15 protein-coding genes are annotated in these 21,539 nt (G+C 63.6%); 7 read left to right on the forward strand and 8 right to left on the reverse strand.

The features are described 5' to 3' along the window. The first annotated feature begins 5 nt into the window (after positions 1-5). Together B842_RS05190 and B842_RS05195 are read left to right on the forward strand one after the other, a co-directional pair. Positions 6-1,022 carry a DUF418 domain-containing protein gene (locus B842_RS05190; RefSeq protein WP_040085546.1) on the forward strand — a complete coding sequence of 339 codons (1,017 nt, stop codon included), beginning with the start codon at positions 6-8 and terminating at the stop codon, positions 1,020-1,022. 24 nt (positions 1,023-1,046) lie between these two features. Beyond that, positions 1,047-1,994 (forward strand): tetratricopeptide repeat protein, encoded by a 948-nt coding sequence (locus B842_RS05195; protein WP_040085547.1) that lies wholly within the window; start codon positions 1,047-1,049, stop codon positions 1,992-1,994. Here the strand turns inward: B842_RS05195 and B842_RS05200 are convergent. Further along, entirely contained in the window at positions 1,985-3,085 is a 1,101-nt protein-coding gene (locus tag B842_RS05200) for a GTP-binding protein (RefSeq protein WP_040085548.1), read from the reverse strand. The two genes, B842_RS05195 and B842_RS05200, sit on opposite strands and share 10 nt — an antisense overlap. 437 nt (positions 3,086-3,522) lie before the next feature. Here B842_RS05200 and B842_RS05205 point away from each other — a divergent pair, with 437 nt between their 5' ends. The 3 genes from B842_RS05205 to B842_RS05215 all read left to right on the forward strand — a co-directional run bounded on the left by B842_RS05205 (position 3,523) and on the right by B842_RS05215 (position 7,469). Beyond that, positions 3,523-4,923: an NAD(P)-binding domain-containing protein gene (locus B842_RS05205; RefSeq protein ID WP_040085549.1), complete on the forward strand. Its 1,401-nt coding sequence runs from the start codon at positions 3,523-3,525 to the stop codon at positions 4,921-4,923. Between the two features lie 83 nt (positions 4,924-5,006). After that, the gene (locus tag B842_RS05210) at positions 5,007-5,456 is read left to right on the forward strand and encodes a very short patch repair endonuclease (protein WP_052437766.1); all 450 of its coding nucleotides are present in this window, start codon (positions 5,007-5,009) and stop codon (positions 5,454-5,456) included. Between the two features lie 51 nt (positions 5,457-5,507). Further along, entirely contained in the window at positions 5,508-7,469 is a 1,962-nt protein-coding gene (locus B842_RS05215; RefSeq protein WP_082028489.1) for a DNA cytosine methyltransferase, read from the forward strand. On the opposite strand, the gene B842_RS05220 is transcribed toward B842_RS05215, so the two are convergent. Genes B842_RS05220 through B842_RS05245 form a run of 6 tightly spaced genes read right to left on the reverse strand, consistent with a single transcriptional unit; the run spans position 7,466 to position 16,165 of the window. Continuing rightward, the gene (locus tag B842_RS05220; RefSeq protein WP_040085552.1) at positions 7,466-8,752 is read right to left on the reverse strand and encodes an ATP-binding protein; all 1,287 of its coding nucleotides are present in this window, start codon (positions 8,750-8,752) and stop codon (positions 7,466-7,468) included. The genes B842_RS05215 and B842_RS05220 overlap by 4 nt on opposite strands. A gap of 59 nt (positions 8,753-8,811) precedes the next feature. Continuing rightward, the gene (locus tag B842_RS05225; protein ID WP_156119447.1) at positions 8,812-9,528 is read right to left on the reverse strand and encodes a DUF6339 family protein; all 717 of its coding nucleotides are present in this window, start codon (positions 9,526-9,528) and stop codon (positions 8,812-8,814) included. Positions 9,529-9,572: 44 nt separating this feature from the next. Beyond that, positions 9,573-10,493 (reverse strand): hypothetical protein, encoded by a 921-nt coding sequence (locus B842_RS05230; protein ID WP_040085554.1) that lies wholly within the window; start codon positions 10,491-10,493, stop codon positions 9,573-9,575. Beyond that, entirely contained in the window at positions 10,493-12,463 is a 1,971-nt protein-coding gene (locus B842_RS13670; protein WP_156119448.1) for a hypothetical protein, read from the reverse strand. Before B842_RS13670 ends, B842_RS05230 begins: the two co-directional genes overlap by 1 nt. After that, positions 12,463-13,434 carry a PD-(D/E)XK motif protein gene (locus B842_RS05240; protein WP_082028385.1) on the reverse strand — a complete coding sequence of 324 codons (972 nt, stop codon included), beginning with the start codon at positions 13,432-13,434 and terminating at the stop codon, positions 12,463-12,465. Before B842_RS05240 ends, B842_RS13670 begins: the two co-directional genes overlap by 1 nt. Next, entirely contained in the window at positions 13,418-16,165 is a 2,748-nt protein-coding gene (locus tag B842_RS05245; RefSeq protein ID WP_052437767.1) for a Z1 domain-containing protein, read from the reverse strand. The genes B842_RS05240 and B842_RS05245 overlap by 17 nt, the downstream gene beginning before the upstream one ends. Positions 16,166-16,705: 540 nt before the next feature. On the opposite strand from B842_RS05245, the gene B842_RS05255 reads away from it, so the two are divergent. Then, entirely contained in the window at positions 16,706-18,022 is a 1,317-nt protein-coding gene (locus tag B842_RS05255) for a YjiH family protein (protein ID WP_245631349.1), read from the forward strand. Between the two features lie 64 nt (positions 18,023-18,086). Here the strand turns inward: B842_RS05255 and B842_RS05260 are convergent, their stop codons facing one another. Beyond that, entirely contained in the window at positions 18,087-19,463 is a 1,377-nt protein-coding gene (locus B842_RS05260; RefSeq protein WP_040085560.1) for an amino acid permease, read from the reverse strand. 404 nt (positions 19,464-19,867) lie between these two features. Here B842_RS05260 and hutH point away from each other — a divergent pair, with 404 nt between their 5' ends. Further along, a complete protein-coding gene (gene hutH, locus B842_RS05265) occupies positions 19,868-21,418 on the forward strand; it encodes a histidine ammonia-lyase (protein WP_040085561.1) in 1,551 nt (516 codons plus the stop codon). Positions 21,419-21,539: the final 121 nt, after the last annotated feature.

The raw sequence follows: 21,539 nt of genomic DNA on the forward strand, positions 1-21,539 counted from the left end.
GACCAATGACCCGGATCCACGGCCTCGACCTGGCCCGCGCGTGGGCGATCATCGGCATGATGTCCGCCCACATCGGCCCGTCGAGATTCCTCACCGACGGCTACCCCTCCGTGCTGTTCGCGGTGCTCGCGGGCGTGTCGATGGGGATCATCTCCTCCCGCACCACCGCGCCTGCCGACGCCCGCTTCGCCCTGCTCACCCGCGCCGTCATCCTCGTCGGCCTCGGCGTGCTGCTGGATGCGCTGCAGCACGGGATCGCGGTCGTGCTCACGGCGATCGGGGTGTCCTACATCCTGCTCCTGCCGGTCCTCGGCTGGCGTGCCCGGTGGCAGGTGGTGCTCCTGGCGGGGCTGGTGGTCCTGGGGCCGCTGGTGCTGGCGGCGCAGTACTCGTTCCCGTTCGCCTGGGAGAGCGAGTTCTTCGACGACCTGGTCAACGGCCCGTACCCTGTCACCGCCTGGCTGGCGTACACGCTGCTCGGCCTGCTCATCCACCGGCTGGCGCTGCGCCGGGAGACGGTGCTGCTGTCGACCGGGCTGGCGGTGTTCGCGCTGGCGCAGATCACCCTCGAGCTGACCGACTTCCGCACGGTCCCCTACGACGAGCTCAACCTCCTGGGGGAGTGGCTGCAGGGTGAGCCCCACTCCGGCGGGCTTCTCGACGTCCTCGGTTCCGCCGGCCTGGCCGCCGCCCTCATCGGCGCCTGCCTCCTGGCGTGCCGACTCGCGGCGCTCGTGTGGGTGACGTACCCCCTGCGGGCCTTCGGGGCGATGTCGCTGACGATCTACGTCACGCACGTCATCATCACGACCATCGCCAACGGCACGTTCGTGGGGCTGGGCCCGGTCTATTCCCTCATGTCGCCGGAACAAGCCGACTCCCTGTGGCCGGAGCTCTTCCTCTGGCAGCTCCTGGGCTTCCTCGTGTTCGCCTCCCTGTGGCGGTGGCGGTTCCGCCGGGGGCCGGCGGAGTGGGCGGTGGGCAGCGTGGTCGCGGCCACCACCTCACCGACTAAACGGTAATGATTATCAACTAGGATCGTTGTCATGGTTGATCCCGCCCACGTCCATGACGGCTGCACCCCCGACCGGCACCGCGATGCCGTGGTCGCCGGTCTCGTAGCTCTGACCGCGACCACCACACCCACCACGCCCGCCGAACCACAGCAACAGGGCACCGTCCGCCCAGTCGTGTCCGTCACCGGCGTCAACCTCGCCGCCGAGGTCATCGAGCGTTCGCAGCAGGTGCCGGTGATCGTCCTCATCGGGGCACCCCTGCAGAGCGGGATGAAGGAACTGCGTTCCCGGTTGACCTCCCTCGCGGAAGGGGCCGGGCTGCGCTGGATCTTGGGGATCCTCGACCCGGACAAGGACCCGGGTGCCGCGGTGCAGTTCCGGCCGCGTCAGGTGCCCAGTGCCTTCGCCGTGGCCGGCGGCACCACCGTCGCGGTGTTCGAGCCCGGACTGCCCGGCCGTGACATCGCCGACTGGGTCGAGGAGGTGGTGCGCAGCACCGGCGGGCGGCTGCGCGGGCTGGACGAGGCGGGGGAGGCAGGGGAGGAGGACACCCACTCCGTGCCGGCGGCGTTCGGGCGCGAGGCGCAGCTGCGTCGCGCCGCCGAGGCCGTCGACAGCGGCGACTTCGCCGGGGCGGTGGCCGTGTACGGGGAGATGCTCGCCTCTGCGCCGGGGGATCCCGTCCTGCTGCGGGCCCGGGCGGCGGTGTCCGTCCTGGTGCGGGTCCAGCGCATGGACCGCACGCGGGACCCGGTCCAGGCGGCGGTGGAGGACCCCGGGGACGTCGATAAGGTGTTGGACGCCGCGGACGCGCTGGTCATGCTCGACCAGCCGGGGGAGGCGGTGGAACTGCTGGCCGCCCGGGTGGGGGAGCCGCGCGTCCGGGAGCGGGCGCTGGAGCTGCTGGCGCTCCTGGACCCCGCTGATCCGGTGGTGGCGGCCACCCGGCAGCGGGTGGCCAGCGCCCTCTACGCCTGAGCCGCGAGGAGGGCGTCGGCCATCTCCTCCCGCGTGAGGGTGGCGCTCTCCAGGCGGCGCAGCACGTCGGCGCCGTCGAGGTCGATGCCGATGAGCACGATCTCGCTGCCCGGCGTGAGGTCCGTGCGTCCCCACAGGGCGGCGGGGCGGATGCTCAGGTCCGGGCCCGCCTGGTGCCAGACCTGGACTGTCTGGATGTTCTCCGCGATCCAGCAGTAGCCCTTCGAGCGCACCAGACCGACGGTGGAACGCAGCACCTCCAGCAGGCGTTCCTGGCGGAAGGGGCGCTCGGAGCGGAAGGTGACGGAGCTGATGCCGTACTCCTCCGTCTCGGGGGTGTGCGGGTTCTCCAGCTCCTCGGTGTAGCCCTCGTAGGTGCGGGCGGTGTTCTCGTCGTAGAGGTGGGCGCCGAGGATCTCGTCGACGATGGGCCGACCCTCCGCCAGGCCGTTGACCAGCACGCCCACCCGGGCGCGCGGGTTCATCGCGGAGACCAGGGAGATGGTCTGCTCGAGGCGCTGCTTATCGACGAGATCCGCCTTCGTCACGTAGATCCGGTCGGCGAACTCGACCTGGTCGGTGAGCAGGTCCGCCACGGTGCGCTCGTCCTCCGGGGCGGCAGCGCGGTCCGCCTCCGCGAGGGTGGCGCGGCGGCGGATCTGATCGAGGAACTGGCGGGCGTCGACAAGCGTGACCATGGTGTCGATGGGCGCCTGGTCTGCCAGTCGCGTGCCGTCCTCCCACTCCCACTCGAAGGTCGCGGCGACCGGCATCGGCTCGGAGATGCCCGTCGACTCGATGAGGAGGTGGTCGAACCCGCCGGTCGTGGCGAGCGTGCTCACGGACTCGACGAGATCCTCACGCAGGGTGCAGCAGATGCAGCCGTTGGTCAGTTCGACGAAGCGGTCCTCGCCGCGCACGAGGTGGCCTTCGTCGGCGAGGAGGGCGGCGTCGATGTTGACCTCGGAGAAGTCGTTGACGATGACGGCGATCCTCTTGTCGCCGCGGTGGTTGAGGACCTGGTTGAGCAGGGTGGTCTTGCCGGATCCGAGGAATCCGGAGAGCACGGTGACGGGGGTGTGAGGGGACAAGGGGGTGCCTTCCTGATGGGCGTGGTGAGCGTGCCCGCGCAGTGTACCGCCATAGTGAAAAACATTTGCAATAAGGGGGTTGGGTGGTGAGGCGGCGGACGCCGAAAAGCCTCTTCAGGGCCCTAATAACTGCCTACACATGCATAAGCCCGCACTTTGTGATAACCTAATACCTCGGGTGTGGCCCAGTTCAGAGTTTTCCATTATGAACGGCGGCTGCTGCAGACCCGCGACCACGGCAGGCCGGACAGGCCACGGACGGTCCCGGGCGCGGTGGCCCCCTCTGACGCTCCCCGGCCGGCGCAGCCTCCATCGTGCCGCTGAATGGCCACCGACAGAACGCAGTGACAACACGCGTGTCGCGCGGCGCGGCCCCCACCGGGCCCTGCCCCTGCACGTGACGGACCAAGGCCCTCGCAGGGGCCGGAAAGGCATGCTTGACTAAGCAGCGCGTTGCAATCATCGGAGCCGGCCCGAGCGGAATCGCCCAGCTCAGGGCCTTCGAGTCCGCCAAGGAGAAGGGTGCGGAGATCCCGGAGCTGGTCTGCTTCGAGAAGCAGGACGACTGGGGTGGCCAGTGGAACTACAGCTGGCGCACCGGCACCGACAAGTACGGCGAGCCGGTCCACTCCAGCATGTACCGCAACCTGTGGTCGAACGGCCCGAAGGAGGTCCTCGAGTTTGCGGACTACACCTTCGACGAGCACTTCGGCAAGCCCATCTCCTCGTACCCGCCCCGTGAGGTGCTGTGGGACTACATCGATGGCCGCGTGAAGCAGTCCGACGTGAAGAAGCTCGTGCGCTTCGCCACCGTCGTGCGCTGGGTCGAGTTCAACGACGACACCGAGATGTTCTCCGTCACCGTCGAGGACCTGAAGACCGGCGAGACCGAGACCAGCGAGTTCGACTACGTGGTCGTCGGCTCCGGCCACTTCTCCTTCCCGAACTACCCGGACTTCGACGGCATCGAGACCTTCCCGGGCTTCGTCGTCCACGCCCACGACTTCCGTGGCGCCGAGAGCTTCGCCAACCAGGACGTCCTCATGATCGGCGCGAGCTACTCCGCCGAGGACATCGGCTCCCAGGCCTACAAGATGGGCGCCCGCTCCGTCACCATGAGCTACCGCACCGAGCCCATGGGCTACGACTGGCCCGAGGGCATGGAGGAGCAGCCCGGCATCAAGTACATCGACGGCAACACCGTCCACTTCGTCAACGGCGAGTCGAAGAACTTCCACGCCATCGTCCTGTGCACCGGCTACCTGCACCACTACCCGTTCCTGCCCTCCGAGCTGGCGCTGCACTCCCCGAACAACCTCTACCCGGAGCACCTCTACCAGGGAGTCGTCTCCGAGGTGAACAACCGCATGTTCTGGCTCGGCGCCCAGGACCAGTGGCTCACCTTCAACATGTTCGACGCCCAGGCCTGGTACGTCCGCGACGTCATCCTCGGCCGCATCGCACTGCCCTCCCTTGAGGAGCAGCGCGCGCACATGGCCACCTGGCGCCAGCGTTTCGACGCCATGGAGACCGCCGACGACCAGATCGACTTCCAGACCGACTACGTCCGCGACCTCATCTCCCAGACCGACTACCCCATGTTCGACCTCCACGAGGTCGCCCGCATCCTCAAGTCCTGGGTCCAGGACAAGAAGGACGACATCATGGGCTACCGCAACGCCACCTACCGTTCCGTCATGACCGGAACCATGGCCGCCCGACACCACACCGAGTGGGTCAACGAGCTCGACTCCTCCCTCGAGCGCTACCTCAACGAGCCCGAGGCAGACGAGGTCCGCGACATCTGGGAGGGCCGCGAGGCCGTCCAGCGCCGCTAAGGTGCTTGTCGACGCCGCGGTGATGCGGCGTCCCTTGGCCGCCCGCCGCCGGCGTAGACCGGCGGCGGTGGCACAATGGAACCATGAACGATCCCTCCCCTGAGCCGACGGTGGGGGAGCGCCCGAAGCCGCTCAATCTCCTTGTCCGCGACCAGATGCGGAGGATGCCGCGGGCGGGGTCGGCCATCGAGAGGGCGGTACGGTCCGAGCTGCACCGCCGCGGCCTGCGATTCAGGGTCAACTACCGCGGCCTCCCGGGCACCCCTGACATCGCCTTCACCCGTGCCCGGATCGCGGTTTTCATCGACGGGTGCTTCTGGCACGCCTGTCCGGTCCACGGGACATGGCCGGTTAACAACAGGGACTGGTGGCGGGCTAAGCTGCTCAGGAATCAGCAACGTGATCGTGAGAAGGACGCCGCCCTCGAGGAGATGGGATGGCTACCGCTCCACTACTGGGAGCACGACGATCCGGAGGAGATTGCCGACGAGATCGAGTGGGTGTGGCGAGACCTCACCCGCAGAAGTCGATAGTGTGTTCTAGTGGAAGGCGGTTGTATCGGCCAGGGCCGGTACGTTGTGCAGGTGAAGAAGTTCGATGAGTTCGCGGTAAAGCAGATCCGCGGCCCCTACGTGAAGCTGCCACTCCACCCGGATCACTGTGCAACTGTCGAGGAACTCGTCGACTACGCCGGCAGGCGAAGGGCCGCAGGAGCGATTCTCGGGGCTGATCTTTTCGCCGGTGCGGGTGGTCTGAGCCAGGGACTGGTCGATGCAGGCATCGAGGTCGTGTTCGGTGTCGACCACTACCACTATGCGGTGGAAACCCACGCCGCCCGTTTCCCAGGGATGTCGGTTGACTGGGACCTCGCGACCTCAGAGAACGTGCAGCGGGTGGCCGAGGTCATGAGGACCGCGGGGATTGAGGTCCTCGCGGGCGGACCTCCGTGCCAGCCCTTCTCCAAGGCTGGTCGATCAGGAATCCGTTACCTGGTTGAACGAGGCGAGCGGGATCCGATCGACGCACGCCGCGATCTCTGGCGTGCCTACCTTGAGGTGGTGCAGCTGGCGCGGCCGAAGATCGTCATCATGGAGAATGTCCCGGACATGGCTCTCGACAACGAGATGTTCATTCTCCGGAGCATGATCGAGGAACTCGAGCAGATCGGATACAGCGTCTCCGAACGCGTCATCGATACCTGGCGCTACGGCGTGCCCCAGTTCCGCCAGCGTCTCATTCTGGTGGCTCTCCGGGACAACCTGCGGTTCGACTGGCCGGAGGAGACCACGAAGAAGGTGACGGTGTGGAACGCCATCGGTGAGATGCCCGAGGTAGAGGGTGGCTGGCGCCCTCCGGGGGGAGCCGACGGTTGGGCCGAGTACAAGGGCCCTCGCACCGAATTTCAGAGGCACATGCGGCGGGGCGTTTCTCCTGAGGAGGCCAACAGACTCTACGACCACATCACCCGGCCGGTCCGGGAGGATGATCGTGAGGCCTTTGAGCTGATGACCGCCGAGACGAAGTACTCGGAACTACCGAGGCATCTGCGGCGCTACCGTTCAGACATCTTCGACGACAAGTACAAGCGTCTGGACGAGAATGACCTTTCCCGCACCATCACCGCGCATATCGCCAAGGACGGGTACGGGTTCATTCACCCACGTCAGTCCCGGACCCTGACAGTCAGGGAGGCTGCGCGTCTCCAGACGTTCCCTGATGACTTTCGTTTCAGCGGCCCTCCCAGTGCTGCCTTCAGGCAGATCGGAAATGCAGTACCTGTCCGACTGGGGGCCGCAATCGGTGAGGCTGCGCTCCATGCGCTTCAGCGGGGCAGCAAGAAAACGGTGCAGGCCCGGGAGATCTCGATGGTTCTCGCCAACTGGTACCGGGATCTCCCTGAGGATGCTCTCCTGCAACCGTGGCTACGGACCGGTGACCGGTGGAAGATCCTCATCTGTGAGATCTTCCTCGAGAGGGCGTCCCGGGAAGAACTGCGGATGATCTGGCCCCTCATCAAGGATCTGCCCGGTCCTGTACCCGGTCAACCGGTTCCCGAGGAGACCCTCAAGGTACTCAGGTCGGTATTCACGGGAAGGCGTTTCGAGAAGCGGATCACGCGTCTCGAGAAACTGGTCGAGGAGATTCGGCAGGACCCGGATGCCCTGTGGCAGCCGCGTATCAGCAGGGAACAGCTTCCCTCTGTGAATCCCGCTCTCATTGACGTCCTGGAACTCTCAGCTCCCACCGCTGATGGAGACGGCAACAGGAGTGAGGAACCGGTGATCGTGGCAAAAGGCGTCCTCCGGATCACCACGCGTTTCCAGGGGATGGATACCGAGACCAGAAACAAACTCTCGGAGGGCCGGCTGAGCATTGCCCGCATGCTCGGTATGAATGAGCACGCCCGGGCTGCTCACCTCGCACTCTTCGAGCTGAGCCGGACCGTCTGCACGATCGAATCACCGGCGTGCCATGTCTGTCCTCTGAAGCGAAAATGTCAGCGATTCGGGTTGCCTGAGGATGACGGGCAGAAGGAGCTTTTCTAGTCGAAACCGAGGTGTCTGGCGAGTTCCGGCATCTCGGACCTGATCAGCGAGGAGATTGCCTCCAAGGCCTCGAAGTTCCCGGTGCGCGCGGCGGCCGTGCGCAGGGCCAGGCCGATGGCGGCCCCTGACTCATCCCCGCCGAGCGCGAAAGGCTTCTTGGGGGCCTCCGAGATCTCGGTGACGATCCGCGGACTGCTCCGTCGATAGGCTGCGTCCGCCGCGATACACAGCTCATTGATGGGGCGGGTCATCATCTTGCGGAGCTGGCCCGGAAGGTTCACCCGCATCTTGGCGACGTTGATGTTGAACGCCTCATCGAGCTTCGTCCCGAAATCCAGGGACGCACGTGCAGATTTCGTGTGCTCATCGATCGTACGGATACCGGCCCAACCTCCCCACTGCACCAGACGGTTGGCCCGGTATATGTAGAGACCCTGCTGGCGATTCCACTTTTCCGGTCCTGAGGCCTGCTCGAATGCTTCGCGGGAAGAAAAATCCTCCCGCGGCGGAAGCAGGTAGCGGCGAAGCGTCACGGTGTCGGAGACCTCACCGTGCTCGATCTCGAACTCATCGACATCGAGCGTCTCAGCTGCCGCCTCATCTCGGCAGAAGGGGTCCCAGGGCTCAAGATCGACGTCGTTCACTGAAATGCTGATCTTCGTGCCGGCCTCTCCGGACAGGAAGCGGTGGAAGACCATCGACAGGTGTGCCTCCAGTTTGGGACCCAGTCCTTCGATCCGTCGACGTGCCCAACCGCCTTCCGGCGATTTCGCCGGCAGCAGGCGGTCGAGTTTGCGCCACACCACCACTGAACCGCTGTTTCCCTTGATCAGGGAAGCGGCGGCAAGAGCTTCAGGCTCCTCTGAGATATCCAGCGTGACCCAGTCATCGACTGCCTGGATGAAATCGAGATCGATGGCACGAGCAACTGGGGATGAGAGCCGATTTCCCCTGCTCACCACCTCGAGCCGCCTGCACTGTGAAAGCGATGCGGTCTTCAGACCGAGCCCATAGCGACCCAGATCACCGTCATCGTATTCTCTGCGACTTCCGAAACGCATGGCTTCATTGATGTGATCGTCGTGCATGCCGGCACCGTTATCTGCGATGGTCAGGTAGGAACCCCGACCTTCAAAGTGGATTTCGATGGTGATCTGATCAGCACCGGCGGCCACGCTGTTGTCGACAAGGTCTGCTACGGCAGATTCAAAGCTGTATCCGATGTCACGAAGCGAGTTGGTGAGACGGCGTGCCGAGGGCGCGACGGAGAGACGGTTGGGCATGTCCCTTCTTCCTTGTGAGAGAACCGGCCGGGCAGTTCTGATGAATGAGAGCGGAGCGATCAGCTGTTGACGGTCGCCTCGAACTTGTCAGCGGTAGCGCGGTAGGTATTGTTGACAAGCTTAATCATCTTGCCTTCCGGCAAGGAATCGAGGTTGACGATGGAGGAGATCTTGCCGAGCTGGACCATCACCAACCGCAGAAGCTCTGACCTGGCGAGAGTGTACTTGCCGCTGAACTCGTTGTGAGCACGAGCGATCGCGCGTGCAAGTGACGGGTTGCGGCCGAAAGTCGGTCGTTCCATGATGTTGACACCCTCGTCCTCACCGAGGGTTGCATTCAGGTCAGGACCCAGGCAGTACGCACGCCACCAGGCCTTGCGGAAGACGTTTCGCGGTCGCCCGAGCCAACGATCATACTCGGGGTTCTTGGTCGGGTTCTGGAAACGCCAAGCGGCCACATCCGGCATCAGCACCAGGGTCAGAAAATTCCATGTTTCCTCCATTCCTGCATCCGCCGGGGAAATCGACAGAGAATTGAGAAGGAAATTCCCCACCTTCACGTCGAATGCAGACAGCGAGGGATCCTTGTCCTTCCTTCTGTGCGGGAATCCATGTTCCTCCGCGATGGAGAGCACACCGGATCGGATGTTCCGCAGGACACCTGCAGTAGGAAGTTGGGTCACAACCGGTGGAGGGTAAGCCTTCGGGTGAGTGGCGGTGGCCAGTGAAGAACACTGCTCGACATCGAGTTCCAGCATCTCCGAGGCGACGCGCACGGCGTCGCTCCTTCCTAGGCGGTAATGGGAGAGAAATCTGCCGGTCACTTGCCCATCCTCCGATTCGGGTTGAAGATGCTCGCCTGCACGGTGGCGGTGACAAAACTCGGGTCCGTCAGGTAGAGCTCACGTGTCGAGTGGATCGACACGTTGGGGAAATACACATCATGCAGCTGTTTGAGCGTTTCAGCCAGAGTGCCTTCCTCCGCTGAATCCTCCTCCAGCTGGGCGAGGTCGGCATTGAGCGCGAAAACGAGCATCTGCACGACGGTGTCAGCCCGGAGGAACTGCTGGAATTCTCTCTGAGCTTTTCCATTCGGATCTGCCAGGTACTCCGCCACCCGCGGATGTCCTGAGTTCAACTTGAGACGCACGGCAGAGGAGATGTGGGACTCCAGCGCCGAATCAATGTCGATCTTCCACATGGCGTGAATCGGATCGAAACCAACCTTCTCGAAATCGAAGGCGCTTGTCGGGAACTGAGAGCCTGCCCCCTCGAGACGTACTCGAATGGAACTCTCCCAAAGTCGTGAACCGATCATGGTCGGTCCGAGATCGTCGGACGAAGTCTGCGGGCTCTCGAGAAGGATGAGGCTGGCGCGGAGATTGAGATCGCCGCCCAGAATGGAGCCGTCGAGACTGAGACTCACGGTGTTGATCCCGTCAGCGACAGGAACCGGTGAGGAGGCGCCGTGCAGTCCGGTTCGTGAGGACTTCCAGTTGATGACAGCCCCCAGGACTGCGGTGCTCCGATTGGGTGACAACGGGTATAGCTGCGTGAGGGTCTCCTCCAGATCGACCTCGATCTCGAAGTATGAGGAGACTGTCGACTGATCTGACCAGGTGGCGGATGAGGCAGCGGAATCGTCGGTCAGTATCGATCCGCCGTCGACCGACACGTCATAGCTGAGAACGGTTATTGATTCGTCGGTGGGGACGTTGTAACCCAGACTTGTCGTCGCCATTAATGATCACCATCTTCCGTACCCACAGTCACCACTACATCGGTGGAAATGGCCGAATTACTGGGTTGAATCACTGCATAGTAGCTCTCCCAGGAAGGGGTTCGCATTATCCGGTGGAGATCCTGTTCACTGGCCCTCCTGTGAGCTATTGTCTCCAGACGTGTTTCGACCTCATGCGGCGCAACCCATCCGAGATGGGTGGGCATGATGAGTCCGTCCTTGGCCTCAAGTTGACGCTTGCCATCGACAAGTACCGCAGACTCTACCTCAACCCGGACCTCGCTCTGGAGCGCCTTGGAATTCGAATCAATCTTGACCTTGAACAGAGCGAGCGTACCTCTGGAGGTGGCATGCAGTGATGCCAGAGAGATGGTGGAGCGGACACCATTGTGACTCTTCCCCGGTTTAGATGGGGTGAGCCGACCCGACCGAGGAGAGCTGACCCTTCGGCTGCTTCCCGCTGCACTGGGCATGACGGAACCCAGGGAGTTGGATATAGAGCTCAGGGCGGAGATGTCGCCGGTGGAATCACTCTCGATCTTCGACAAGGATTCGTTCTTCAGTGAATCCCGAAGTCGATTCATGGCGATGCGCACCGGGTTCGAGCTCCGGGCCTTACCATTCCTGTGGAAACGAGGATCCTTGAGATTGACAGTGGTCGGATTCCATTCGTCGTGCGCCGGCGGTTCACTCGCGGCGAACAAGGGGTCGAGATGCTCTGCGGCCAGAAAGATACCGGCGTAACAGTCCTCCGCGGATGCACGGGGCCCCTGCCAGTAGTTCACGATCATTCTGGGCCCACGCATCAGGGCCACATGGTGATTCATGTCGTCTTCCAGGACAGAAGCCTGAGGATTGCTTTCAGCCTGAGACGTCTGAATTGCTAATCGACCGAGGTACTCCACAGGACGCTCAGACACAATGTCCCTCCACTTGCGGGGGCCGGACACCTCGAACTCCTTCACAAAGGTGTCCGGATCAAGATGCTCAGGTTCCTTGATGGCGAGGCGGTAGGCTCGCACAAACGGTCGCAGAAGAGGATCCTTCATCGGATCGGGGATCGGAATGTCGCGGCCGTCGACTGTCACCGAGAAATCTATGGGATCCATGTCCTCCGACCTGGAGACCATGTGAGGCCATGCCCATTTGGTGAGAGCCTTCGAGATCGTCTCCATGACAGCATCCACTTCGTCCGGATCAATCCGAGGATTGACCACTGCAACGGTTGTTCCTGTGGGGCGGTCGGAAGTGAAATGTGTGTCCATCTGGAAGGTACGCGCGAGTGCATCGGCATCCGACCCGGTGAATGGATTGGCGTATACGTTCTCCCTCACGCCGTACGACTTCACGCCCCACCAGTGACGTCCCGTGTATTCGTAGTCGTCCCTTGTGTAACCGTTACCGTTCGCCATGGCGATGAACCGCCGAACCGGGTTTCCGTTCTCATCCTTGGTCCGGGTGTATATGAGTACCGTCTGCGAGTCACTCATATTGAAGAAGACACCTTTACCGAACCCGTAGGTACCACCACGGAGCTCCTTCTCTGCACGACGTCCGATGTTTCGCACGAAGGACACGAAATCGTCGCGCCCTTCAAAGTGCTGGGCAGCGGAGGTGGGCCCCTGAAGCCCCGACGTACCTGTATCACTCACCAGGAGTATCGGTAGCGGAATCTCCCGTGGTTCGGCGAGGAATTCGGCCAGCGCCGGCAGACCTTCCGTTCCGGACCCGAAGAAGTCTTTGAGTGCCTGAGACCGGTGTCCAGTCAACCGGCGGTAGTCAATTGAAAAAGTAACTCCGTCCTCGTTGCTGGACCGGTCCCGTGCATCCCAACTGTTCTGCAGGGTCTCGCGGGTGAACAGATCCCAACTCTCGAGGCTCGGGCGTCCGATCGCTGAGGTGGCGGAATTGCCGTGCATGTTACCTGAGTCGAGGAAGAACTCCTCGTGGTGAAAAACTGCGGGGTTCATCAGGCCAGTGAACCGTCCTTTCTGTAGCCCGGAATGCTCTCAGGAGACGTTAGATCGATGTTGTAGCTGAGAGCCGAAATCCTCTTCTCCGTGTCGTCGACGACCAGGCGAGGAAAACCGTCACCAACTTCAAAAACATACCTGCCGACAAGCCGGTAGCTGTTCTCAGTCCTGGGATCAACTCCCGCAAGAGAGAACCTCATCTCCTCCAGCCGACTCAGAAGCTCGTCGGAGGGGATCCGGTCGTCGTCGAGGAGCTGGCGCACCACGCCGCTGAGAGTGATGTCGCCGTTCGGACTGCTCTCATACTTCCGAACTGATAGAAGCAGGCGGCTGTTAGGTTCAGGGAGAAGCTGCTGCGAACCGTTGATGGTCACGTGCAGGCCGTTGGATACTCGAGTGGCTTTGCACTCGATCCCTCTGTCCTCCAAGCGGAAATCATGTGCCTGTTTGTCGGGACCCGTCCACCGGTAGAAGCCCTGAGCGCCGTCAGTGGCGACGAGGATCTGCATCTCCTGGAGTTCACAGATGAGGCCTATCTCTTCTGTGTCGCTGAGAGAATTCGGTGGAACTGGGATGAAAAGCGAACGCCAACGCTTGAGCTGTGCCTGTGCGAGGGTAGCGGCTCGTTCCCGGTCACTACGAAAGTTCTTCAGGTAAGTGTCGACAAACACGTGGAAGACATTCTCAAGCGCAGGGTTTTCCAGACGAAGCTGAACTGCATCGCGTCCGTCCTTCTGAATCTTCCGTAGGGTGATGTATCTGCTTCGCACATCGGGAGCGATGACATCGGGATCATCTGAACCAATCGGAATGAAAAGGCCCATCCTCCCGTCAATCTCCTGGAAAACCCGCACAGCCCCTGAACTGTTCACCAGTTTGGTGATGAGCTCATTTCCGTGACTGCCCGGCTGTGGCGAGGCCTCCATTACTGCACGCAGCTCATGGAACAACTCAATGGACGGTGTCATCAGTCTCACTCCTCATAACAGCCTCATCCTTTTCATTAATGGCCCGGACCTCTTCTGCCGCTGCGCGATACTCCTCAAGGATCTCCTGGTCAGGCTCAGGCGCAGTCATGTAGTCGACAGCGGAGTCAGGGGCGGAGGAAGTGGGGAAGAACAGGCCGATACCGAGCACGTTGCTGACGGCATCGAGACTGGTGCGGTGCTGACTCTTGCTCGGCGCAGATGTGGAATCGACTGAATCAGGAGAGTTGCTTGAAGCGGACCGTGGGTCGGATTTGGCCTGAATCGGGTAGATCGCCAGGTGTCCGATCCCGGGCCCGACGTGCTTGTCGTGCAGCTGTCTCACAGGGTTCTCCTTGCTTCCCGCCTCCTTGATCGCCTCCTCCACCTCCAGTCGGAATGCAGCGCGGTCCTCTTCGGTGCTGCGGAGAACATCATTGAGACGGTCCTGGGTCGTCACCAGTGCCTTGATGTTTGCCTCGCCCTCCTTACTCCCAGCCAGTTTCGAACGCTTGAGCAGTGGGATCTCAGCCTTCAGCCCCAGGTCGATGGTGCCGAGTTCGTCGTTGCTCTGAGTCATAAACGAAACGTTCCAACTGCGAAGACGACGATTTTCTGACTCCTTCCTGATGTACTTCTTGAGAAGCTTGGCGTCGTCCTTGCCGAGTCTGGTGTCGGGGTGAATGGAGTACTGGTCGAGGAAGTCCATGATGAGCTGCGACGGTACTCCGACGAAAACGGGTGAGCCGTACGCGCCTGTGTTCTCGTCGAATCCGCGGGTCTGCATTTCCCTGACGAGGGTCTTGACTGCGTTCTCGTTTGAAGTCAGCCAGCCAAGGTCGTTCTCCTTGAACTTGATGGTCTGCTCCTTCTTGCCTTGGAAGCTGACCTGCGCTGCCACGGCATCCTGCATTTTGGCGCGGCTGGTGATCATCATGTCCGGGTGCATCCGGATGCGTGCCTGGATCTCGATCGGAGATGCCTGCTCCTGAACGTACACGTCGAGTTCCTCACGAAGCTCTGCCTCCACCGTGGAAAGATCGTGGAACCACTGGTTGAGCTCCTCCGGCATCCAGATCCTGGGCAGGTCCTGGTATCCATTCCGGAATCCGAACCACCGCCCCATCTGAAGGAGGGTGTCGTACGCAGAGGCACGGCGAACGAAGTAGGAGGAGACGAGTCCCTCGAGTGTAAGGCCGCGGGAGAGTGTGTTGCCTCCGATGGCGATGACTGACACAGGGCCTTTCGAGTAGTCGAGTCGTTCGGTGGACGTCCCGTTGTCGACGATCAGCCGCGTTTCATGCAGAACCTCTGGGATGAACTCCGCCATGTCTTCAAAGGAAACCGGCACGAGATCAAATGTCTCAGCCGGTACACGTCCGCATTCCTCCTCCCACTGCCTGCGCCATTCCTGGGGAATGTTCGACGGCGACGTAATCGTCGCGCGCAACCCAGAGAGTTCGTGATCGATCTGGAAACGGAGGTCCTCATGGTCCGCCGTGAGCATCGATGTGTGGATGAGCATTGAGGAGTGTTTGTTGCCCTGGCCGCGGAATCTGCGGGCTGCTGTCGCCATGATGAACCACCGGATGGCGGCGCTCAGGGCCTCACCACCTACCACAGCCTTGTCGGGGTCGTTCTTGCCGCCGGGACGGATACCCTCGACCTCCTCCTCTGAGATGATGCGGATCATGTCGTAGCCGTCAGGGTCGACGTCGTCCTGATCCTCGCCATTGAGCGGCGCGCGTCCGAATAGCGCGCGGGAGCCGAAATAACCCTTGGGCTCGGGAAGGGTGACGATGAAGTCAGACGGGTAGAGATCGTCGGTCTTGCTGGGGTCGATCAGGACGTTCGCGAAAGGGGTGGCCGAGTAGGCCACGTAGGCGGTGATGTCATGATCGAGCAGGTGGTTGATCTGTCGGTTGATCGCCGAGCGCTCGGATTTGGTGTGGGGGGACACATCAATTGATGCCTGGTCGGATTCATCGTCGATGACGAGAATCGGACACTGGTGCACGATGTCGGCAGCGCTGTTGAGCCATTCATTGAGCCTTCTGAGACGAGCAGAGTTCTTCTTGACGACAGCGATGAATCGTTCGTTGTGATTGGCAAGCTTGGCGGCGTTGTCGTCGATACCGGAGAAGTCGTGTTCAACGCTCGTCAGTCGATGCCAGCGGTGCCGCTGCGGGTTGATGAGCTGCTCGTCAATTCGTTCCTGTGTCTGCTGGCGGAGGTTCTCGGTGATTCCCGTGAGGACGATGACCAGACGAAAGCCGGCATCAGCGGCTTTGGCGATAACAGACAGGAAGTTCGTCGTCTTTCCACTCTGAACGTATCCCAGCACCAGCCCCTTGGTGTTCTGCAGTTCCTGATGGGGCCGGAGGCCGTTAACCACTGCGGTGGAAGACTCGTCGATGCTGTGGATGGCGTCGCCGAGATCGTTCTCGATGATGGTGCGCAATGGTGGCCAAAAGACATCCACATTCAAATCGGGTCGGTACCAGTGCTTACCAAGCCTTTCCCGTTTGTAGGCGCCGGTCTGGTGGCGACGGTTGGCGAACCCCAGTGCCTGTCGCTGCCGTTCGTAGGCCTCCTCGATCTCCTCCCGAGAGTCGGGGTACCGTCGGAGAAATTTCTTCTTGGTGGCGTCCAGGTCGCGTCCGAGCCGTGACTGGTCGTTGAAGTCCTCCACATAGTCGAGGACGAGTTCCTCATCGAGCTGTCGTTCAGACATGGGCACTCCTTCGCTTGTCAGCGGATGAACCGCGGCAGTGTTCGTTCATTGTTTATATACATAGAGTAGCGGGAACGCCCGACGGGTCGGAGAGCACATCGAATGAGTGGGCGACAGTGGTGTACTCCTCGTCGGGCCGGCGTGCGTCGGGAGGCGTTATGCGGCCCTTCGGTGGGGTGGATGAAGGTTGTCGGTTGCATCGCTGACACCGTCCTGTTTGTTCGCGCCCAGGTCGAGCTCCAGGGCCGAAGGGGCCGGAGGCTCTCCAGGCGAGGGCTGCCGCCGCCGGCGGTAGCGTATTCGGCGGGTGGGCGGTGGTTGTCGGGGGATCTGCTCCTACGGGCGAGATCGTCGGAGTTCATCGTGCAGTATTAACTTCCCGCACTTTCCATGGCCGGAAGTCTCGCATGCCAGACATCACTGCGCCTCTTGCCCTGTCCTTCGAGGGCAGGGGATCCTAAGTTCAGGGTCATCCTGTGAGTCCCGTCACAGGAGGAGCGTTGTTCCAGGCGTACTACAGACCTTGAAATGAGGACATCCATGACTACGTCGCAGTCAACCACCACGAAGGGGGCCTGGCGCTTCTTCGTGTTCAGCGCTATCGGCATCTTCGCCTTCTTCGTTCCGTTCACGGTGGCGGGGAAGAACACGATCCTGCTCGACCACATGGTCGGGTGGGTCGAGGGGGCGTTGGGGGAGGGGACACGGTACCTCATCCTCGCGATCATCCTGGCGGGGGCGGTCTATCCCTTCGTCACCGGGAGGTGGAGATCCTCGCCGGCACGCATGGTTTTTGCCCTGCTCAATGTCCTCGGCCTGTTCGTCGGCATCATGCTTGTCAGCGGGATCGGCCCGGCCTTCCTCTTCGAGCCGAACCTGGGCCCCTTCCTCTACGACAAGCTGGTCATCCCGGTGGGTCTGCTCATCCCGCTGGGCGGGATTTTCCTGGCCTTCCTGGTCGGTTTCGGTCTCATGGAGTTCATCGGCGTCCTGGTCCAGCCGTTCATGCGCCCGGTGTTCAAGACTCCGGGGCGTTCGGCGATTGATGCGGTGGCGTCGTTCGTCGGCAGCTATTCGCTGGGTCTGCTGGTGACCAACCGGGTGTACCGGGGAGGAGGGTACACGGCGAAGGAGGCGTCGATCATCGCGGCGGGCTTCTCGACGGTGTCGGCGACGTTCATGGTCGTCATCGCCCGGACCCTGGACCTCATGCCGGTGTGGGGGATGTACTTCGCGGCGACGCTGGTGGTCACGTTCCTGGTCACCGTCGTGCTGGTGCGTATCCCGCCGCTGAGCCGGATCAGTGAGAGCTACCACCCGGAGGCGGAGCCGCGGCCCGAGGCCGTCATCACCAGCAACCGTCTGCGTGCGGCGTGGGCGGCGGCGGGGGAGACCCTGGAGGCCTCGCCGCCGGTGTGGAGGGTGGTGTGGCAGAACTTCCGGGACGGCGTGGTCATGGTCATGCAGATCCTGCCGGGGATCCTCTCGGTGGGTCTGATCGGCCTGCTCATCGCCACGTACACGCCGGTGTTCAAGATCATCGGCCTCGTCTTCTGGCCGCTGCTGGTGCTGCTGCGCATCCCGGAGCCGGTGCTGGCCTCTGAGGCGCTGTCCATCGGTCTGGCGGAGATCTTCCTGCCGGCGACGCTGGTGGCGGGGCACGAGTCGGAGGTGCTGCGCCTGGTCATCGCCATGGTGTCCGTCTCCCAGGTGTTCTTCTTCTCGGCGATGATCCCGGCGGTGATGGCCACGGAGATCCCGCTGAAGATCTGGCAGATGGTGCTCATGTGGTTCCAGCGCGTGGTGCTGAGCACCCTCGTCGCCTACCCGCTGGCCCTCCTCATCGCGTCCGTCTGACACACCACACACTGCGGCAGGCCCCCTCCGACTCGGAGGGGGCCTGCTGCGCTGTCAGGGGGTCCTACCTGATCCGGGGTCTACCGGAGACGTGGTAGGCCACGGTCATGAGGATGAGGAAGCCGACGCCCACCCCGAGGGCCAGGTGGTACTGCGGCAGCCACACCATGATGCCGAAGGTGAAGAGGATGAAGGCGATGGAGAAGTACTGGCCGTAGGGCCAGAAGGGGACGGGGAAGCGGAGCTCGGCGACCTCCTGGGGGGACATGCGGCGTCGGGAAGCGACGTGGGCGAGCAGCACCATGAGCCACACGTAGATGGTGGCGAAGGTGGCCAGGGAGGCGACGATCTCGAAGACGCGCTCCGGCAGCAGCGCGTTGAGCACGATGCCGGTGACCAGCACGCCGAGAAGGACGGCGGTGGTGAAGACGGGGACGCCCTGGCGGTTGATCACGGACATGCGACGCGGCGCCAGACCCTGCTTCGCCAGGCCGGTGAGCACGCGGCCGGCGCCGAAGATGTCGGCGTTGATGGCCGAGAGGGCGGCGGTGATGACCACGATGTTGAGCAGGGCGGCGGCCCAGTTGACGCCGAGGGTGCTGAAGATCTGGACGAAGGGGGACTCCTCACCCGTGATCGTGCGCCACGGGTTGAGGGCCAGGATGACGGAGATCGCGCCGACGTAGAAGATGAGGATGCGCGCCGGGACGGTGTTGACGGCCTTGGGGATCGCCTTGCCGGGGTCATCGGCCTCGGTGCCGGCGACGCCGATGATCTCGGTGCCGCCGAAGGCGAAGAGGACGAGGATGAAGGCGGAGATCATGCCCCCGGCACCGTTGGGGAAGAAGCCGCCGTCGTTCCACAGGTTGGACACGCCCGTCTGGGAGGCGTCGCCGAGGCCGAAGGCGAGGATGGCGGCGCCACCGACGATCATGGCCACGACGGCACCGACCTTGATGATGGTGAACAGGAACTCCATCTCACCGAAGTAGCGCACGCTGGCGAGATTGGCGGCACCGACGATCGCCAGGGTGGCGGCCACCCAGATCCACTGGTCCGTGTCGGGGAACCAGAACCTCATGTAGATCGAGATGGCGGTGAGGTCCGCCAGGCAGACGATGACCATCTCGAAGGCGTACATCCAGCCGGTGATGTAGCCGGGCCACCGCCCCAGGTGCAGGCGGGTGTACTCGGCGAAGGAGCCTGTGACGGGCATGCGTACGGCCATCTCGCCGAGCGCGCGGAGCATGAAGTACACGACCGTGCCGCCGAGCAGGTAGACGAGCAGCACCGAGGGGCCGGCGGCCTGGATGGCGCCGGCGGAGCCGTAGAACAGGCCGGTGCCGATGGCGGAGCCCAGGGCGATGAAGTGGATGTGGCGGGCGCTGAGGCCGCGCCGTCTGATGGTGACATTGGCGGGTTGCCGGGTGACTGTCGACACAGGAGGAGTCCTTCCGTCTCGGGGTGTATGGGACTGTGGTGTGGATCTCGATGAGGTGTCCCAGTGATCCCGGATACTATGGCCACTTTTCGACGCCCCCTCGGCCCCGGCGTCGTCGGTACCGGCCCGGAATGCCATCCGTGCAGCTCAGAGCCCTGACGGGCATCTCGTATGCGAGATAGATTCCGCGCACACCGGAAAGTCTCGTAAGTGAGACAGCCGTGCCCTTCACGGGCTGTCGCCGGGGCGTGACGGCTGACACACTGGGAGGAACTGCGTCCGGCTGTCGCGCAGGTCGAACCGTCCACGAGTCACCGCCCCGGAGGACAGGTACCACCTGTGCCTGCCCCGGGGCCGGTGCCCCGGAGAAACCGGGACCCACCAGGAAGCAGGGGAAGCCCCACATGCAGACCATCACCTCCCACATCCGCGTCGGCGTCGGAGCGCTCAGCATCGACGAGGTCGTGGCTGTCGCCCGGCACGACGCCCACGTCGAGATCACCCCGGAGGCGCTCGAGGCCGTCGCCGCCACCCGTGCCCGCATCGAGGAACTGGCCGACCACCCGACCCCGGTGTACGGCGTGTCCACCGGTTTCGGCGCCCTGGCCCGCCGCTACATCCCCCAGGAGATGCGCCTCCAGCTGCAGCGCAGCCTCGTCCGCTCCCATGCCGCCGGCTCCGGCCCCGAGGTGGAGCGCGAGGTCGTCCGGGCGCTCATGCTGCTGCGCCTGTCCACACTGTGCACCGGCCGTACCGGCGTGCGGCCGGTCGTCGCGGAGACCTACGCCGCGGTGCTCAACGCCGGCATCACCCCCGTCGTCCACGAGTACGGCTCGCTCGGCTGCTCCGGCGACCTCTCCCCGCTGGCGCACTGCGCCCTGGCGCTGCTGGGGGAGGGCGAGGTCACCACCGCTGACGGCCGCCGCCTGCCCGCCGCCGTCGCCCTCGCCGAGCACGGCATCGAGCCGCTGGTCCTGCGGGAGAAGGAGGGGCTGGCACTCATCAACGGCACCGACGGCATGCTGGGCATGCTGTGCCTGGCCATCGCTGACCTCGAGTGCCTGGCCCGCAGCGCCGACATCGCCGCCGCGATGACCGTCGAGGCCCTGCGGGGCACCCTCACCGTCTTCGCCGCGGACCTGCAGGAGCTGCGCCCGCACCCGGGTCAGGCGGCCTCCGCGGCCAACATCCGCGCCGTGGCCGAGGGCTCCGCCATACTGCAGTCCGCCACCGAGGAATTCGCCCTGACCCACGTGCAGGACGCCTACTCGGTGCGGTGCGCCCCGCAGGTCGCCGGTGGTTTCCGCGACACCCTGGCCCACGCCCGCCTGGTCGCCGACCGGGAGCTCGCCTCCGCCGTGGACAACCCCGTGGTGGCTCTCGACGGCCGCGTGACCTCCAACGGCAACTTCCACGGCGCGCCCGTCGGCTACGCGCTCGACTTCCTCGCCATCGTCACCGCCGACCTGGCGAGCATCTCCGAGCGCCGCACCGACCGGCTTCTCGACGTCGCCCGCAGCCGCGGACTCAACGCCTTCCTCGCCGACGATCCGGGCGTGGACTCCGGCCACATGATCGCCCAGTACACGCAGGCCGGGATCGTCTCCGAGCTCAAGCGGCTGGCCGCCCCGGCCAGCGTGGACTCCATCCCCTCCTCCGCCATGCAGGAGGACCACGTGTCCATGGGCTGGTCGGCCGGGCGCAAGCTGCGCCGTTCCGTCGACGGGCTGGGGCGGGTGCTCGGCGTCGAGGTGCTCACCGCAGCCCGGGCCATCGACATGCGCGAGCAGGAGCCCGCGCCGGGGACCCGCGCCGCACTGGACGCCCTGCGCGGCCGTGTGGAGGGGCCCGGCCCCGACCGCTACCTGTCCCCGGAGATCGAGGAGTCGGTGCAGCTGCTCACCTCCGGGGCGCTGCTGGAGGCGGTGGAGGGGGTCGTCGGAAAGCTGGCATGAGCGGGCGAATCTCAGATATGAGACTAAAGGGGCCTCCGGGCCCTCGATCCCGACTGTGACCTGTCTTACCGTCAGAAGTGTCACCGACACCGGCCACACCAGCCCGGTGCTCCACACCCGA

Source organism: Corynebacterium humireducens NBRC 106098 = DSM 45392 (assembly GCF_000819445.1).
GTDB lineage: Bacteria > Actinomycetota > Actinomycetes > Mycobacteriales > Mycobacteriaceae > Corynebacterium > Corynebacterium humireducens.

Coding starts and splice junctions, on each gene's coding strand:
- B842_RS13670 (WP_156119448.1), bottom strand. CDS start 12,463: ATGAACCCCGCAGTTTTTCACCACGAGGAGTTCTTCCTCGACTCAGGT.
- B842_RS05210 (WP_052437766.1), top strand. CDS start 5,007: ATGAACGATCCCTCCCCTGAGCCGACGGTGGGGGAGCGCCCGAAGCCG.
- B842_RS05255 (WP_245631349.1), top strand. CDS start 16,706: ATGACTACGTCGCAGTCAACCACCACGAAGGGGGCCTGGCGCTTCTTC.
- B842_RS05190 (WP_040085546.1), top strand. CDS start 6: ATGACCCGGATCCACGGCCTCGACCTGGCCCGCGCGTGGGCGATCATC.
- B842_RS05220 (WP_040085552.1), bottom strand. CDS start 8,752: ATGCCCAACCGTCTCTCCGTCGCGCCCTCGGCACGCCGTCTCACCAAC.
- B842_RS05240 (WP_082028385.1), bottom strand. CDS start 13,434: ATGACACCGTCCATTGAGTTGTTCCATGAGCTGCGTGCAGTAATGGAG.
- hutH (WP_040085561.1), top strand. CDS start 19,868: ATGCAGACCATCACCTCCCACATCCGCGTCGGCGTCGGAGCGCTCAGC.
- B842_RS05245 (WP_052437767.1), bottom strand. CDS start 16,165: ATGTCTGAACGACAGCTCGATGAGGAACTCGTCCTCGACTATGTGGAG.
- B842_RS05195 (WP_040085547.1), top strand. CDS start 1,047: ATGGTTGATCCCGCCCACGTCCATGACGGCTGCACCCCCGACCGGCAC.
- B842_RS05230 (WP_040085554.1), bottom strand. CDS start 10,493: ATGGCGACGACAAGTCTGGGTTACAACGTCCCCACCGACGAATCAATA.